We start from the raw sequence: 15,286 nt of genomic DNA, 5'->3' as shown, positions 1-15,286 counted from the left end.
TTGGCGTTGGCGCGCCTGACTTTATCTCTTGCCGGCATGCCCGGCCCGCTCCTGTTTGCCTTCCCTTCGCTTTAACCGCCGCTCACCGCGGATTTTTCCCGCGCCCATGGCAGCAGGGAAGGCTCGAATCAAAAGTCAGTATTCAAGAGGTTCGTTCCAGATGTTACTGATGATCGACAATTACGACTCCTTCACCTACAACGTCGTGCAGTACCTCGGCGAGCTCGGTGCCGAGGTCAAGGTCATTCGCAATGACGAAATGACCATCGCCCAGATCGAAGCCCTGAACCCCGAACGCATCGTCGTCTCTCCGGGCCCCTGCACGCCGAGCGAGGCCGGTGTGTCCATCGAGGCCATCCTGCACTTTGCCGGCAAGCTGCCAATCCTCGGCGTGTGCCTGGGCCACCAGTCCATCGGCCAGGCCTATGGCGGTGACGTGGTGCGTGCCCGCCAGGTGATGCACGGCAAGACCAGCCCGGTGTTCCACCGCGACCTGGGTGTGTTCGCTGGCCTGAACAATCCGCTCACCGTAACCCGCTACCACTCGTTGGTGGTCAAGCGCGACACGTTGCCCGACTGCCTGGAAGTGACCGCCTGGACCGCGCATGAAGACGGCTCCGTCGACGAGATCATGGGCCTGCGTCATAAAACCCTGAACGTGGAGGGGGTACAGTTCCACCCGGAATCCATCCTCACCGAGCAGGGGCACGAGCTGTTCGCCAACTTCCTCAAGCAGACCGGCGGACGCCGTTAAGGACCGATCATGGAAATCAAGACCGCTTTGAGCCGCATTGTCGGCCACCTGGACCTGTCCACCGAGGAAATGCGCGACGTCATGCGCCAGATCATGACCGGCCAGTGCAGCGAGGCGCAGATCGGCGCCTTCCTCATGGGCATGCGCATGAAGAGCGAGAGCATCGACGAGATCGTCGGCGCGGTGTCGGTGATGCGTGAGCTGGCCGACAAGGTCGAGCTCAAGACCCTCGACGGCGTGGTCGACATCGTCGGCACTGGCGGCGACGGCGCCAACATCTTCAACGTGTCCACCGCCTCGGCCTTCGTGCTGGCGGCTGCGGGCTGCACGGTGGCCAAGCACGGCAACCGCGCCGTTTCCGGCAAGAGCGGCAGCGCCGACCTGCTGGAAGCTGCCGGCATCTACCTGAACCTGACCCCGGTGCAGGTGGCCCGCTGCATCGACAGCCTCGGCATCGGCTTCATGTTCGCCCAGACCCACCATACCGCGATGAAGCACGCCGCCGGCCCGCGTCGCGAGCTGGGGCTGCGTACCTTGTTCAACATGCTCGGCCCGCTTACGAATCCGGCCGGTGTGAAGCACCAGGTGGTCGGCGTGTTCACCCAGGCCCTGTGCCGCCCATTGGCCGAAGTGCTGCAGCGCATGGGCAGCAAGCATGTGCTGGTGGTGCACTCCAAGGATGGCCTGGACGAGTTCAGCCTGGCTGCGCCAACCTTTGTCGCTGAGCTGAAGAACGACCAGATCACCGAGTATTGGGTCGAGCCGGAGGACCTCGGCATGAAGAGCCAGAGCCTCCATGGCCTGGCGGTCGACGGCCCGCAGGCCTCGCTGGAACTGATCCGCGATGCCCTGGGCCGGCGCAAGACCGAGAACGGCCAGAAGGCCGCCGAGATGATCGTGCTCAACGCTGGCGCGGCGCTGTATGCCGCAGATCACGCGATGACCCTGGCCCAGGGTGTCGAGTTGGCCCACGATGTCCTGCACACCGGCTTGGCCTGGGAAAAACTCCAGGAACTGGGCGCCTTTACCGCGGTATTCAAGGTGGAGAACGAAGCATGAGTGTACCGACGGTGCTGGAAAGGATCATCGCCCGCAAGTTCCAGGAAGTGGCCGAGCGCAGTGCGCGGGTCAGCCTGGGTGAGCTCGAGCGCCTGGCCAAGGCGGCCGATGCCCCGCGTGGCTTTGCCAATGCCCTGATCGAGCAGGCCAGGCGCAAGCAGCCGGCGGTCATCGCTGAAATCAAGAAGGCTTCGCCGAGCAAGGGCGTGATCCGCGAAAACTTCGTGCCGGCGGAAATTGCCGTCAGCTACGAGAAGGGTGGCGCGACCTGCCTGTCGGTGCTGACCGACGTGGACTACTTCCAGGGCGCTGACATCTACCTGCAGCAGGCGCGTGCCGCCGTTTCGCTGCCGGTGATCCGCAAGGACTTCATGGTCGATCCTTATCAGATCGTCGAGGCCCGTGCCCTGGGTGCCGACTGCGTGCTGTTGATCGTGTCAGCGCTGGATGACGTGAAAATGGCCGAGCTGGCAGCCACGGCCAAGGACGTCGGTCTCGACGTGCTGGTCGAAGTGCATGATGGCGATGAACTGGAGCGTGCGTTGAAGACCCTCGACACACCGCTGGTCGGGGTCAACAACCGCAACCTGCACACCTTCGAGGTCAGCCTGGAGACCACCCTCGACCTGCTGCCGCGCATCCCGCGTGACCGTCTGGCGATTACCGAAAGCGGCATCCTCAACCGGGCCGATGTCGAGCTGATGGAAATCAACGAGGTGTATTCCTTCCTGGTCGGCGAGGCGTTCATGCGCGCGGAACAGCCAGGGCTGGAGCTGCAGCGGTTGTTCTTCCCCGAGCAAGTGAAGAAGACCGTTCAGCAACTGGACTGATCGAACCGAAAGCCGGCGTTTTTGCCGGCTTTTTCGTATTCGAGGGCCTCATTGCGGCACCGTCCCAGCGTGGGAGCGGGCTTGCCCCGCGATGAGGCCGGTGAACATCACATCAAAGGTGGATCAATGACCGATCAACCCCTGGCACTCACCGTCGAACAAGGCCTGCATGCCGAACAGGACCTGCTGGCCGCCGTGTGCCGCGGCGAGCGCGAATCTGGCGTGCTGTTCTGGCGCCCGACCGACCATGCCCTGGTCATGCCCCGACGCATGAGCCGCCTGGACAACTTCGAGGCCGCCTGCGCGGAACTGGCCATTGCCGGTTGGCCGGTGCTGCTGCGCGAAACCGGCGGCGAGCCTGTGCCGCAATCCCATGCAACGGTGAACGTGGCACTGGTCTATGCCGCGCCGCGCAGCGAAGGCGACCATGGTCGCATCGAGAACGCCTACGAGCGTCTGTGCCTGCCGCTGTGCGATGTCCTGCGCGAATGGGGCGGAGTCGCCTCGGTGGGCGAGATCGACGGCGCCTTCTGTGATGGCCGCTACAACGTCAATCTCAATGGCCGCAAGCTGGTCGGCACGGCCCAGCGCTGGCGCCAGGGGCTGGGCGGCAAGCGCCCGGTGGTGCTGGTACATGGAGCGTTGCTGCTGGACAACGAGCGCGAGTCGATGGTGGCGGCGGTCAATCGCTTCAACGAGTGCTGTGACCTGGAGCAGCGCTGCCGGGCCGACAGCCATATCGCCCTGCACGAAGTGGCGCCCGCCGCGCCGTGGTTCGAGCGTCTGAACCAAGCTTATGCGCAGGTGCTCGCGGCGCTACCTACGGACTAGGGTCTGTACGAAATGTGTCTGCGCGAAGGCCAGACAAGGCGAAACGGGGGGAGGAAGCGGAGTGTACTGGAGTACATGAGCATTCCGAGCCCCGTTTCAACGCAGTATGGGCGAGTGCAGATACATTACGTACAGAGCCTAGCGGGTGCCGTAGACCACCATGGTCTTACCCTTGACCTGCACCAGGCTGCGTTCCTCGAGGTCCTTGAGGACGCGGCCGACCATCTCCCGTGAACAACCGACGATACGACCGATCTCCTGGCGAGTGATCTTGATCTGCATGCCATCGGGGTGGGTCATGGCATCAGGCTGCTTGCACAGGTCGAGCAGGCAGCGGGCGACGCGGCCGGTGACGTCGAAGAACGCCAGGTCGCCGACCTTGCGTGTGGTGTTGCGCAGGCGCTGGGCCATCTGGCTACCCAGGGCGTAGAGGATGTCCGGCTCCAGACGCGCCAGCTCCCGGAACTTGTCGTAACCGATCTCGGCCACTTCGCACTCGGTCTTGGCACGGACCCAGGCGCTGCGCTGATGCTCCTGGCCGGCGGGTTCGAACAGCCCCAGCTCGCCGAAGAAGTCACCGCTGTTGAGGTAGGCGATGATCATCTCGTGGCCGTCGTCGTCCTCGATCAGGATGGTCACCGAACCCTTGATGATGAACGACAAGGTCTCGGCCCGGTCACCGGCGCAGATGATGTTGCTCTTGGCGGCGTAGCGGCGGCGTTGGCAGTGGGCCAGCAGCTTGTCGATGTTCTTGATCTTGGGTGGCAGGGCTGAGGAGACCATCACGAAATCCTGTTCGATGCGACGCATTGGCTTTTTATAGAGGCTGCCTGGCAGCACGCGCCAGTCATTTGGCGCCAGCTTATCAGACACTTCAACTTGAATCGGCACAAAAGCGACGCGGCTTGAGCTTTTCCGACAGCCTCGCAAGGTCTAAGCTGACACCCTTTTACGAGATCGGGAGTCCGGATAGATGAAGGCACGCATCCAGTGGGCCGGTGAAGCGATGTTCCTTGGCGAGTCGGGGAGTGGCCACGTCGTGGTCATGGACGGCCCGCCCGAAGCCGGAGGCCGCAACCTGGGCGTGCGCCCGATGGAAATGCTCCTGCTTGGCCTGGGTGGCTGCAGCAGCTTCGACGTGGTCAGCATCCTCAAGAAATCCCGCCAGGCCGTGGAAAGCTGCGAAGCCTTCCTCGAAGCCGAGCGTGCCGGTGAAGACCCCAAGGTGTTCACCAAGATCCACATGAACTTCGTGGTCAAAGGGCGAGGGCTGAAAGAGGCGCAGGTCAAGCGCGCAGTGGAACTGTCGGCCGAGAAGTACTGCTCGGCGTCGATCATGCTCGAGCGTGCCGGTGTGGAGATCACCCACGGTTACGAAATCGTCGAGCTCGGTTGAAAGCCCCTGGCGCCTGACCGTCAGGCGCTTTGCTGGCGCAGGCGTTCGGCGCCCAGCAGCAACATCAGCCCGGGGACCAGCGCGAGCAACAGCCACGGCGTATTCACGCCGAGCAACATGAGGATTTCAAGGTTGCTCCAGGTGGTGCCGAAGAGCTCGGCAAACAGCGCGCACTGCAGCCACGCCGTGATGATGCCGGCCAGTACGAACGTGCCGACCAGCAACCGGCGGCTGACAACAAAGCCACCGAGCAGCAGGAACAGCAGTTGCCCGGGTAATGTACCCAGCAACAGTTCGACGGTGCTGTTGCTTTCGGGGTCGGTGAGCGTTGGCAGTTCCAGGCTGAAAGGATCTTGCCCGACGCTGGCGAGCATCAGGCAGACGAACAGGTAGGCGACCAGGGCCAGCGCCAGGCTCTGCAGCAATCGGGTCATCGCCAATCGCACGATCAACGACGCAGCGCTGGCAGCCACTGCAACAGGCCGGCGGGCAATCTTGCTCGAAGCTGCTCGCTCATTGCCTCGCGGCGTTTCTGGTAGAGCACGCCCAAGGCGATCACACCCAGGCCGATCAAGCTGAGTACCACCGGGAACAACAGCGAATCGGCGAACACCTCGTGGGAAAGATGCCCGAGGTAGACCGCCACGCCCATCGCGCCGAAGACCATGAATACCGGCCGGCGCAGCAACACCGCCAGGCCCATCAGTCCCAGGTTGACCAGGCAGTAGAGGAAATTGCCCCATTCACTGCTGCTGTCCATCAGCGTCAACCCGCCCCAGAATGCCGCCAGCCCGGCGAGATAACCCCAGAATGCATAGTCGCGCTTGGTGCGCCCGTCGACAACGAGGAACACCAGCAGCAGGCCAAGGCCGAACCACAGCGATACCGTGCGCCGTTGTTCCCAGGTGAATACCTCACCGTGGAACCATTCGCTGAGGTCCATGGACATGAACCACAGCGCCACGGCAATCGGCATGACGATGAAAGGGAAGGGAATCAGGCGCAGCATCAGCAGGCCGGCGAGTACCGTCGCCAGCTCCATCACCACCCAGCCACCCTGTACATGGGTGAAGTACCAGTCGTAGCCACCTCTGATGTCGTTCAGCGGCCACCAGCCGACCAAGCGCTCGATGGCGAACACCGCCAGCGGCACGATGCTCACGGCCACGGCGGCCAGCACGCCGGCGGCAATGGGTTGGGCGCGACGCTGCAGGGAGAGGGCGAACAGGGTGATACCGACGATATACAGCAAGGCGAAAGCCAGCAGCGCGCTGTCGCCGATGCGCATCCAGGCCTCGGTGAGCATCCAGCCCATGGCGCCCATGATCAGCAGCGCGCCCAGGTAGAAGGCGACGTGGGCCAGCTGGAAGCTGGCACGGCTGGGCGGTTGCTGGCGCAGGAACGCCAGCAGGGCCTGGTCTTGGCCGGGCTGCAGGATGCCGGCAGTCACGGCGCGAGCCAGGTCCCTGGCGTCGAAGCGGTCCATGCGGGGAAACCTCAGATACGGTAGGTGCTCTTGGTCATGACCTTGGCCAGCAGGCTCATGCCAAAGCGCACTGGCGCCGGGAAGCGGTAGCCGCCGGCTTCCAGCGCGGACTCGGCATGGTGTTCCTCGTCGACGCGCATCTGTTCGAGGATGGCGCGGGACTTGCCGTCGTTCTCGGGGATCTGCTCAAGGTGTTCGTCCAGGTGCTTGCACACCTGATGCTCGGTGGCTGCGACGAAGCCCAGGCTGACCTTGTCGCTGACCAGCCCGGCGAGGGCGCCGATGCCGAACGACAGGCCGTAGAACACCGGGTTGAGCACGCTGGGGTGGCTGTTGAGCTGGCGAATACGCTGCTCGCACCAGGCCAGGTGGTCGATTTCTTCTTCGGCCGCATGCTCCATGGCCTTGCGCACCTGGGGCAGCTTGGCGGTCAGGGCCTGGCCCTGGTACAGCGCCTGGGCGCAGACTTCGCCGGTGTGGTTGATGCGCATCAGGCCGGCGATATGGCGGGACTGCTGCTCATCGAGCTCGGCGTCCGGCTGGACGATGGCCGGCGAGGGGCGGGCGGGTTGGCCGCTGAAGGGCAGCAAGGTGCGCATGGCGGTATCGGCCTGCAGCAACAAGCGGTCGAGCGGCGAGTAGTGACGTTCGGTAGCCATCGGGCACCTCCGCTGAAGTGATGCCCGACAGTCTACCTCAATACCCTTGGGTGGGCTTGCCTTGGATCAGCCCGGCGGCCAGTGCATCTGGCGCTGGCCAAGCACGTGCATGTGGATGTGGTAGACGGTCTGGCCGCCTTTCGGGTTGCAGTTCATGACCACGCGGAAGCCTTCCTCGCAGCCCTGCTCGACGGCCAGGCGCTGGGCGGTGAACAGGATATGGCCGGCCAGGGCCTTGTCCTCTTCGGTCAGGTCGTTGAGGGTGCGGATGTGTTTTTTCGGAATAACCAGAAAATGCACAGGTGCCGCTGGGGCAATGTCCTTGAAGGCCAGGATCTGGTCATCTTCGTAGATGATATCCGCCGGGATTTCCCGGTTGATGATTTTGAGGAATAGATCGTCCACAGCACGTGCTCCATGGTGAGTGTCGGGGCTGAGTGTACTGAGCCCGACGCTGCTCGCCCAGTGGCTATTCCATGCCGACCGGGCAGTAGCGCCGATGGATGACACCGGCCAGCTTGCGCGCCAGCCAGCGCGGCAGCAGGCGTGGGGCGAAGGCCAGCCAGCGGTTGCGCCTGCCGGGCAGGATCAGGGCACGGTTCTTGTCCAGGGCGCGCACCGCATACAAGGCGATTTCCTCGGGGCTCAGGCAGCGGGTGTTGCCTTCCAGCCGGGGAATGCGACGTCTGGCTGAGCGCACCGGTCCGGGGCACAGCACCGACACCTTGATCCCGGTGCGTTTCAGCTCTTCGCGCAACGCCTCGGAAAAACTCAGCACATAGGCCTTGCTGGCCGCGTAGGCCGCCATCCACGGGCCGGGGGCGACGCCGGCAAGTCCCGCGACATTGAGGATCTGCCCGCCACCCTGGATCGCCATCAGGTTGCCGATCGCATGGCACAGGCGACTGAGCGCGAGGATGTTGACCTCGAGCAGGTCCTGCTCATCGGCCCATTCATGCGCCAGGAATGGCCCGTAGGTGCGCTGCCCCGCGCAGTTGACCAGAAGATCGATACGCCGCTCGCCTTCCTCCAGCTCGAGCACGAAGCCCGACAGGCGCAAGGGTTGGCTGAGGTCGCAGGCACGGAACAGCACTTCCACGCCAAAGCGTTGGGTGAGTTCGATGGCCACCGGCTCCAGCGTTTCGCGCTGGCGTGCCACCAGGATCAGGTTGCGCCCGCGCCGCGCCAGAGCCTCCGCCAGGGCCAGGCCCAGGCCGCTGGAAGCACCAGTGATCATGGCGTAACGGGTCATGCAAGGCTCCTGGGGCGAAAGGGGCGCCTAGTGTACAGCGTGGCCGTTTTGCTACAAGGCGTTGCTGCGCAGCTGCTGGCTGCGTTCGAGGGCCGCTCGGTATTCGTCCTGCAAGCGCCCGATCAGGTCACCGGCAGTGGGCAGGTCATGGATTTCGCCGACACCCTGGCCGGCCGACCATACGGTCTTCCAGGCCTTGGCTTCCTCGTCCAGCGGCTTGAGCTTACCGGCTTCGTGGTTGCTCTTGAGCGCGGCCAGGTCGTACCCGGCCTGCTCGAGGCTCTGGCGCAGGAAGCTGGCGGGGATGCCGGACACCGCCGGGGTATGCACGATATCGGCCGCACCTGCGCCCAGGATCATCTGTTTGTAGGCGTCCTGGGCCTGGCTCTCGCGGGTGGCGATGAAGCGTGTGCCCATGTAGCCCAGGTCCGCCCCCAGCAATTGCGCGGCCAGCAGTTCGTGGCCATGGTTGAGGCAGCCCGCCAGCAGCAGGGTCTTGTCGAAGAACTGGCGGATCTCCGCAACCAGGGCGAACGGGCTCCAGGTGCCGGCATGGCCCCCGGCGCCGGCCGCCACGGCGATCAGCCCGTCGACACCTGCCTCTGCGGCCTTTTCGGCGTGGCGGCGGGTGGTCACGTCATGGAACACCAGGCCGCCATAGCCGTGCACCGCGTCGACCACCTCCTTCACTGCGCCAAGGCTGGTGATGACGATGGGGACCCGATGCTCGACGCACAGTGCGAGGTCGGCCTGCAGACGCGGGTTGCTCGGGTGCACGATGAGATTGACCGCATAGGGAGCGGGTGCCTGCAGTTCGGCCAGCCCTGCTTCGATCTCCTCCAGCCAGGCCTTGAACCCTGCACTGTCACGCTGGTTCAGGGCCGGGAAGCTGCCCACCACGCCATTGGCGCAACAGGCCAGCACAAGCCGGGGGTTGGAGATCAGGAACATCGGCGCCGCGACCAGAGGCAGGCGCAGGTGTTTTGCGAGCGAGGCGGGCAGGGACATGGCGAAACTCCTGTAGGCGGGTGGATATCGTCAGAACGGTTTGACCACCACGAGAATTACGACGCCCAGCAGCATCAGCACCGGTGCTTCGTTGAACCAGCGGTAGTACACGTGGCTGCGGGTATTGGTGCCGGCAGCGAAGCGTTTGCGCTGGGCGCCGCACATGTGATGGTAGACGGTGAGCAGCGCGACCAGGGTGAGCTTGGCGTGCAGCCAGCCCTGGCTCAGCCAGCCGGGGTTCAGGTACAGCATCCAGCCGCCGAACACATAGGTGGCGATCATCGCCGGGTTCATGATGCCCCGGTACAGCTTGCGCTCCATGGTGACGAAGCGCTCGAGGCTGATGCTGTCCTGGCTTTGGGCGTGATAGACGAACAGCCGTGGCAGGTAGAACAGGCCGGCGAACCAGCAGACCACGCTGACGATATGCAGCGCCTTGATCCATAGATAGAGCATGGGGAGTTCCTTCAGGTTTTCACGGTCGTCAGATAGTAGAGGCCAAGGGGCCGAAGGGTCATCCCAAGAGTTGTTACAGGCGCCTTGGCCCCCTATTATCGTGCGCTTTCCAGTGGTCTCGTTGATAAGGGGCAAGCGTCATGATCAAGGTCGGTATCGTCGGCGGCACGGGTTACACCGGTGTCGAACTGCTGCGTCTGCTGGCGCAGCATCCACAGGCCGAAGTGGCGGTCATCACTTCGCGCTCCGAGGCGGGCGTGGCGGTTGCCGACATGTATCCGAACCTGCGCGGCCACTACGACGGCCTGGCGTTCAGCGTTCCGGACAGCAAGACCCTGGCGGCCTGCGATGTGGTGTTCTTCGCCACGCCCCACGGTGTCGCCCACGCCTTGGCCGGCGAGCTGCTGGCCGCCGGAACCAAGGTCATCGACCTGTCTGCCGACTTCCGCCTGCAGGACGCTGTCGAGTGGGGCAAGTGGTACGGCCAGCCCCATGGTGCTCCAGAGCTGCTCAAGGATGCGGTCTACGGCTTGCCCGAGGTGAATCGCGAGAAAATCCGCCAAGCGCGCCTGATTGCGGTGCCGGGTTGCTACCCGACGGCTACCCAGCTGGGCTTGCTGCCATTGTTGGAAGCCGGCCTGGCCGATCCGTCGCGCCTGATCGCCGACTGCAAGTCGGGCGTCAGCGGCGCCGGGCGTGGCGCCGCGGTGGGCTCGCTGTTCTGTGAGGCTGGTGAAAGCATGAAGGCCTACGCGGTCAAGGGCCACCGTCACCTGCCGGAGATCAGCCAGGGTCTGCGCCAGGCAGCCGGCAAGGACATCGGCCTGACCTTCGTGCCGCACCTGACGCCGATGATCCGCGGCATCCATGCCACGCTCTATGCGACGGTCGCCGACACTTCTGTCGACCTGCAGGCGCTGTTCGAGAAGCGCTATGCCAACGAACCGTTCGTCGACGTGATGCCCGCCGGCAGCCACCCGGAAACCCGCAGCGTGCGCGGTGCCAACGTCTGCCGCATCGCCGTGCACCGGCCGCAGGGCGGTGACCTGGTGGTGGTGCTGTCGGTGATCGACAACCTGGTCAAGGGCGCGTCGGGCCAGGCGGTGCAGAACCTCAACATCCTGTTCGGCCTGGATGAACGCATGGGCCTGTCCCACGCGGGCCTGCTGCCGTAAGCCAGCGTACGTCGCCAAGGCCCGCCACGTGCGGGCCTTTTTCGTGGGGCCGACTAAAGCCGCACAATTGTTGACCGATTTTCTCGGACAAGCGGATAATACGCCCCATCGAGTTTTATGGCGGCACTGCGCCGGGAGAATCAACATGAGCGTCGAATCCTTCACCCCCACGGCTTTGGAGTTCACCCCCGGGGCTGCGCACAAGGTGAAGACCTTGGTCAGCGAAGAGGGCAACGAGCGGCTGAAGCTGCGTGTGTTCGTGACCGGCGGCGGTTGCTCGGGCTTCCAGTACGGCTTCACCTTCGATGAGGACGTGGCCGATGACGACACTATCGTCGAGCGCGAAGGCGTCGCGCTGGTCGTCGACCCGATGAGCTACCAGTACCTGGCCGGCGCCGAGGTGGATTACCAGGAGGGCCTGGAAGGCTCGCGCTTCGTGATTAAGAATCCGAACGCCACCACCACCTGCGGTTGCGGTTCGTCGTTCTCGATCTGATCGGGTCGGGCATAAAAACGCCGCGCATTTGCGCGGCGTTTTGCATTCAGGCGGGGTAGATCGCGCCGAGGATGCGCAGGCCTCTGGCGGCGGTCACACTGGGCCGATTGGCGGGAATGCCTTCCAGGCAACAGTGGGCCAGCCAAGCGAAGGCCATGGCCTCCACCCAGTCGGGGTCCACGCCATGTGCGGCGGTGCTGGCAACCTTGGCCCCAGGCAGCAGGGCGGCCAGGCGAGCCATCAGGACGCCGTTGCGGGCGCCACCACCGCAGACCAGCAGGGCTTGAGTCCCTGACTGAGCCTGGCGTAGCGATTCGATGATGGTGTGGGCCGTCAGCTCCAGTAGCGTGGCTTGGACGTCTTCGTCGCGATAAGCGGATAGCCGGGCCAGGTGGGCATCCAGCCATGGCAGGTTGAACACCTCGCGCCCGGTGCTCTTCGGGCCGCTGCCAGCGAAGAACGGATCGCTCAGCAGCGCCTTCAACAGATCGTGCTGCACGCAGCCGCTGGCCGCCCAGGCGCCATTGGCATCAAAGGCCTGGCCTTGCTTGCGCTCGATCCAGGCATCCAGCAACACATTACCCGGCCCGCAGTCGAAGCCATGTACCGGTTGGTCCCGCTCGATCAGGCTGAGGTTGCTGAAGCCGCCTACGTTGAGGATCGCCAGGCTGTGGCCAAGATGGCCGAACAAGGCTTCGTGAAATGCCGGTACCAGGGGGGCACCCTGGCCGCCTGCCGCCACGTCGCGGCGGCGGAAGTCGCCCACCACGCAGATGCCGGTGAGTTCGGCCAGCAGGGCCGGGTTGCCAATCTGCACGGTGAAGCCGCGCGCCGGCTCATGGCGAACAGTCTGGCCATGGCTGCCGATGGCGCGAATGGCCTCGGGTTCCAGGCCTTGGGTGGCCAGCAAGTGGTTGATGCCCTGGGCGGCCAGCGTGGCCCAGCGGTTCTCTGCCAGGGCTGCACGCGCGATCTCGTCGGGGCCGCTGGCGCAGAGGCCGAGCAGGTCCTGGCGCAGGTCGACGGGCATGGGGATGTAGTGGGTGGCGAGCAGCCGCAGCTGCTCGTCTTGCTCGATCAGGGCGATGTCCAGGCCATCGAGGCTGGTGCCGGACATCACCCCCAGGTAGAGCGCCATGGGCTCAGCGCTTGTTGGCTGCGAGCAGAGTGGCCTTTTCCTGATCCATGCGGGCAATCAGGGGCTGGCTCTGCTGGTTGAAGCGCTGGCGCTCGGCCTTGGCGATCGGATCGGCCATCGGCACCTTCTGGCTCAGTGGGTCGACGTGCACGCCATTGACCTGGAACTCGTAGTGCAGGTGCGGGCCGGTCGAAAGGCCGGTGGTGCCGATGTACCCGATGATCTGCCCCTGCTTGACGCTGGAGCCGGTCTTGATGCCCTTGGCGAAGCCCTGCATGTGGCCATAGAGCGTCTTGTACGAGTTGCCGTGGGCGATGATCACGGTGTTGCCGTAGCCGCCCCGGCGGCCGGCGAGCTCGATGCGACCGTCGCCTGCTGCCTTGATTGGCGTGCCGCGTGGCGCGGCGTAGTCCACGCCCTTGTGCGCACGGATCTTGTTGAGGATCGGGTGCTTGCGGCCGGCGGAGAACCGCGAGCTGATGCGGGCGAAATCCACCGGGGTGCGGATGAACGCCTTGCGCAGGCTGTTGCCGTCGGCGGTGTAGTAGTTGGTATTGCCCTGCTTGTTGGTGTAGCGCACGGCGGTGTAGGTCTTGCCGCGGTTGGTGAAACGGGCGGAGAGGATGTTGCCGGTGCCGACCACCTTGCCGTCCATCATCTTCTGCTCGTAGACCACGTCGAATTCGTCGCCCGGGCGGATGTCCTGGGCGAAATCGATGTCGTAGCCGAGGATGCGCGCCATGTCCATGGTCATGCTGTGGGACAGGCCGGCGCGCTGGGCAGAGGCGGACAGCGAGCTCTTGATCACGCCATGGGCGTAGGCGGTGCGCACCACCGGCTTGCTGACCTCGCGCTCGAAGGCGAAGCCCTTGTCGGTGCGGTTCAGGCGGATGGTCTCGAGGTTGCTGACCTTGCTGTGCAGGCTTGCCAGCTGGCCGTCCTTGTCCAGCTCGAATTGCAGCACCTGGCCATGCTTGAGCTGGCTGAACTGCTTGGCCTGCTTGTTGCTGGCCAGTACGTCGTGAACGACGTTGGCAGGCAGGCCGACCTTGTTGAACAAGGTCGAGAGCGTATCACCGCGGCTGACGACCACCTCGCGGTGACCCGGGGCCTTGTCCTCCGGTTTGGTCGCAGGGGCTGGAACGGGTTCTGCCTTTGCGGTTTCGGGTTCTGCACCTTCGATCTGGGCGAAGGGCGAGTCGCTGTTCTGCTCGGCCTGTACCAGCGGGGCGCCGCGGGACTCGTCCTTGAGCTGTTCGGCCGGGCTTTCCAGCTCCAGGCTGAGGGTGGTTTTCTTGGCTTCCACTTCGCTGGACGGGAATACCAGCAAAGCCAGACTGAGAAGGGCGGCGATGCCGCTGGCGGCCAACAGATGGCTTTTCGGATAAAGCGGGGGCGCTTTAGGCGTTTCGTTGGTCATAGGTAAGGTGACTTTGAAAAAGGTGAAATGGAAAAGATGAATGACATGATGAAGATGAAATAACTGTATAAAATATAACCAAATCCATTCTCACGCAAGGGCGCGTAGACGTTGCGGTGCGCCGTTCGGGTCACAATCCGTTGCGAAACTTGTATTTGATGGCCGATCTTGTATGGTTGGCTCCCCTTGAATCCTAGCGTTGCGGGTCTGTCTATGAAGTCGGTTGAAGAGCAGCTGGCGCTTATCAAGCGCGGTGCGGAAGAGGTATTGGTCGAGTCGGAACTGGTGGAGAAGCTCAAGCGCGGCCAGCCGCTGCGCATCAAGGCGGGCTTCGACCCAACCGCGCCCGACCTGCACCTGGGGCACACGGTGCTGATCAACAAGCTGCGTCAGTTCCAGGAGTTGGGCCACCAGGTCATCTTCCTGATCGGCGACTTCACCGGCATGATCGGCGACCCCAGCGGCAAGAGCGCTACCCGCCCGCCACTGACCCGCGAGCAGGTGCTGGACAACGCCGAGACCTACAAGCAGCAGGTCTTCAAGATTCTCGACCCGGCGAAGACCGAGGTGGCGTTCAACTCCACCTGGATGGACACGCTCACGCCTGCCGACTTTATTCGTCTGGCCTCGCAGTACACCGTGGCGCGCATGCTCGAACGCGATGACTTCGACAAGCGCTACACCACCAACCAGCCAATCGCGATCCATGAGTTTCTCTATCCGCTGGTGCAGGGTTACGACTCCGTCGCCTTGAAGGCCGATGTCGAGCTGGGTGGCACCGACCAGAAGTTCAACCTGCTGATGGGGCGCGAGCTGCAGCGCGCCTATGGCCAGGAGGCGCAGAACATCGTCACCATGCCGTTGCTTGAAGGGCTGGATGGCGTGAAGAAGATGTCCAAGTCGCTGGGCAATTATGTCGGCATCCAGGAAGCACCTGGGGTGATGTACAGCAAGCTTGTGTCGATTCCCGATACCTTGATGTGGCGTTACTTCGAGCTGCTGAGCTTCCGCTCGATGGAAGAGATCGATCAGTTCCGGGCGGATGTCGAGAACGGTGCCAACCCGCGTGACATCAAGATCAAGCTGGCCGAGGAAATCGTGGCGCGTTTCCATGGTGAAGAGGCCGCGGCCAATGCGCACCGTGCTGCGGGTAACCGCATGAAGGAAGGCGAGCTGCCAGAAGACCTGCCGGAGATCGAAGTGGCCGCTGCTGAAAATCTGCCGATCGCCGCCGTGCTGAACCGGGCTGGCCTGGTGAAGAACTCGGCGCAGGCGCGGGATCTGCTGAGTGGTGGTGCGGTGAAGGTTGATGGCGCGGTGGTCGAC

The 15,286-nt window shown here is 64.0% G+C and carries 18 protein-coding genes (1 of these 18 only partly in view); 8 read left to right on the top strand and 10 right to left on the bottom strand.

Features of this window, described 5'->3' with window-relative positions; genetic code table 11:
* The first annotated feature begins 160 nt into the window (after nucleotides 1-160).
* The 4 genes from CCOS191_RS24745 (at nucleotide 161) to CCOS191_RS24730 (ending at nucleotide 3,474) form a co-directional block, all read left to right on the top strand.
* Nucleotides 161-754 (top strand): aminodeoxychorismate/anthranilate synthase component II, encoded by a 594-nt coding sequence (locus CCOS191_RS24745; RefSeq protein WP_046857364.1) that lies wholly within the window; start codon nucleotides 161-163, stop codon nucleotides 752-754.
* A gap of 9 nt (nucleotides 755-763) precedes the next feature.
* A complete protein-coding gene (gene trpD / locus CCOS191_RS24740) occupies nucleotides 764-1,813 on the top strand; it encodes an anthranilate phosphoribosyltransferase (RefSeq protein ID WP_046857363.1) in 1,050 nt (349 codons plus the stop codon).
* Nucleotides 1,810-2,643, top strand: coding sequence for an indole-3-glycerol phosphate synthase TrpC (trpC, locus tag CCOS191_RS24735; RefSeq protein ID WP_046857362.1), 834 nt, complete (start codon nucleotides 1,810-1,812; stop codon nucleotides 2,641-2,643). The genes trpD and trpC overlap by 4 nt, the downstream gene beginning before the upstream one ends.
* Nucleotides 2,644-2,769: 126 nt before the next feature.
* On the top strand, nucleotides 2,770-3,474 hold the full coding sequence (locus CCOS191_RS24730; RefSeq protein WP_046857361.1) for a lipoate--protein ligase family protein: 705 nt from the start codon (nucleotides 2,770-2,772) through the stop codon (nucleotides 3,472-3,474).
* A gap of 138 nt (nucleotides 3,475-3,612) precedes the next feature.
* Here the strand turns inward: CCOS191_RS24730 and crp are convergent, their stop codons facing one another.
* Nucleotides 3,613-4,257, bottom strand: coding sequence for a cAMP-activated global transcriptional regulator CRP (crp, locus tag CCOS191_RS24725; protein WP_031314625.1), 645 nt, complete (start codon nucleotides 4,255-4,257; stop codon nucleotides 3,613-3,615).
* Between the two features lie 190 nt (nucleotides 4,258-4,447).
* Between crp and CCOS191_RS24720 the strand changes: the two genes are divergently transcribed.
* Entirely contained in the window at nucleotides 4,448-4,870 is a 423-nt protein-coding gene (locus CCOS191_RS24720; RefSeq protein ID WP_023532673.1) for an OsmC family protein, read from the top strand.
* Nucleotides 4,871-4,890: 20 nt separating this feature from the next.
* Here CCOS191_RS24720 and CCOS191_RS24715 read toward each other — a convergent pair whose 3' ends face one another.
* The 7 genes from CCOS191_RS24715 to hemJ all read right to left on the bottom strand — a co-directional run bounded on the left by CCOS191_RS24715 (nucleotide 4,891) and on the right by hemJ (nucleotide 9,731).
* Nucleotides 4,891-5,304 carry a hypothetical protein gene (locus CCOS191_RS24715; RefSeq protein WP_231867458.1) on the bottom strand — a complete coding sequence of 138 codons (414 nt, stop codon included), beginning with the start codon at nucleotides 5,302-5,304 and terminating at the stop codon, nucleotides 4,891-4,893.
* Between the two features lie 14 nt (nucleotides 5,305-5,318).
* On the bottom strand, nucleotides 5,319-6,356 hold the full coding sequence (locus CCOS191_RS24710) for a hypothetical protein (RefSeq protein WP_046857360.1): 1,038 nt from the start codon (nucleotides 6,354-6,356) through the stop codon (nucleotides 5,319-5,321).
* A gap of 11 nt (nucleotides 6,357-6,367) precedes the next feature.
* Entirely contained in the window at nucleotides 6,368-7,015 is a 648-nt protein-coding gene (gene coq7, locus CCOS191_RS24705) for a 2-polyprenyl-3-methyl-6-methoxy-1,4-benzoquinone monooxygenase (protein WP_023629307.1), read from the bottom strand.
* Between the two features lie 66 nt (nucleotides 7,016-7,081).
* Entirely contained in the window at nucleotides 7,082-7,420 is a 339-nt protein-coding gene (locus CCOS191_RS24700; protein WP_011531867.1) for a histidine triad nucleotide-binding protein, read from the bottom strand.
* A 64-nt stretch (nucleotides 7,421-7,484) separates the two neighbouring features.
* On the bottom strand, nucleotides 7,485-8,267 hold the full coding sequence (locus tag CCOS191_RS24695) for an SDR family NAD(P)-dependent oxidoreductase (protein ID WP_023629308.1): 783 nt from the start codon (nucleotides 8,265-8,267) through the stop codon (nucleotides 7,485-7,487).
* 51 nt (nucleotides 8,268-8,318) lie between these two features.
* Nucleotides 8,319-9,275, bottom strand: a complete 957-nt coding sequence (locus CCOS191_RS24690) for an NAD(P)H-dependent flavin oxidoreductase (RefSeq protein ID WP_046857359.1) — start codon at nucleotides 9,273-9,275, stop codon at nucleotides 8,319-8,321.
* A 30-nt stretch (nucleotides 9,276-9,305) separates the two neighbouring features.
* Nucleotides 9,306-9,731, bottom strand: a complete 426-nt coding sequence (hemJ, locus tag CCOS191_RS24685; protein ID WP_023629310.1) for a protoporphyrinogen oxidase HemJ — start codon at nucleotides 9,729-9,731, stop codon at nucleotides 9,306-9,308.
* A gap of 140 nt (nucleotides 9,732-9,871) precedes the next feature.
* On the opposite strand from hemJ, the gene argC reads away from it, so the two are divergent.
* A complete protein-coding gene (argC, locus tag CCOS191_RS24680) occupies nucleotides 9,872-10,906 on the top strand; it encodes an N-acetyl-gamma-glutamyl-phosphate reductase (RefSeq protein ID WP_046857358.1) in 1,035 nt (344 codons plus the stop codon).
* Nucleotides 10,907-11,051: 145 nt separating this feature from the next.
* On the top strand, nucleotides 11,052-11,402 hold the full coding sequence (erpA, locus tag CCOS191_RS24675; protein WP_046857357.1) for an iron-sulfur cluster insertion protein ErpA: 351 nt from the start codon (nucleotides 11,052-11,054) through the stop codon (nucleotides 11,400-11,402).
* 46 nt (nucleotides 11,403-11,448) lie between these two features.
* On the opposite strand, the gene CCOS191_RS24670 is transcribed toward erpA, so the two are convergent.
* Both CCOS191_RS24670 and CCOS191_RS24665 read right to left on the bottom strand, forming a co-directional pair.
* On the bottom strand, nucleotides 11,449-12,540 hold the full coding sequence (locus CCOS191_RS24670; protein WP_046857356.1) for an anhydro-N-acetylmuramic acid kinase: 1,092 nt from the start codon (nucleotides 12,538-12,540) through the stop codon (nucleotides 11,449-11,451).
* A 4-nt stretch (nucleotides 12,541-12,544) separates the two neighbouring features.
* Entirely contained in the window at nucleotides 12,545-13,960 is a 1,416-nt protein-coding gene (locus CCOS191_RS24665) for a peptidoglycan DD-metalloendopeptidase family protein (RefSeq protein ID WP_046857355.1), read from the bottom strand.
* Between the two features lie 213 nt (nucleotides 13,961-14,173).
* Here CCOS191_RS24665 and tyrS point away from each other — a divergent pair, with 213 nt between their 5' ends.
* Nucleotides 14,174-15,286, top strand: partial view of a tyrosine--tRNA ligase gene (tyrS, locus tag CCOS191_RS24660; protein ID WP_046857354.1) — the 5' portion only. It continues 87 nt past the right edge of the window; only the first 1,113 of its 1,200 coding nucleotides appear in the window; it begins with the start codon at nucleotides 14,174-14,176; the stop codon falls past the right edge of the window.

The organism is Pseudomonas sp. CCOS 191 (assembly GCF_001007005.1).
Classification (GTDB): domain Bacteria; phylum Pseudomonadota; class Gammaproteobacteria; order Pseudomonadales; family Pseudomonadaceae; genus Aquipseudomonas; species Aquipseudomonas soli.
This window is presented reverse-complemented; position numbering and strand designations above follow the sequence as displayed.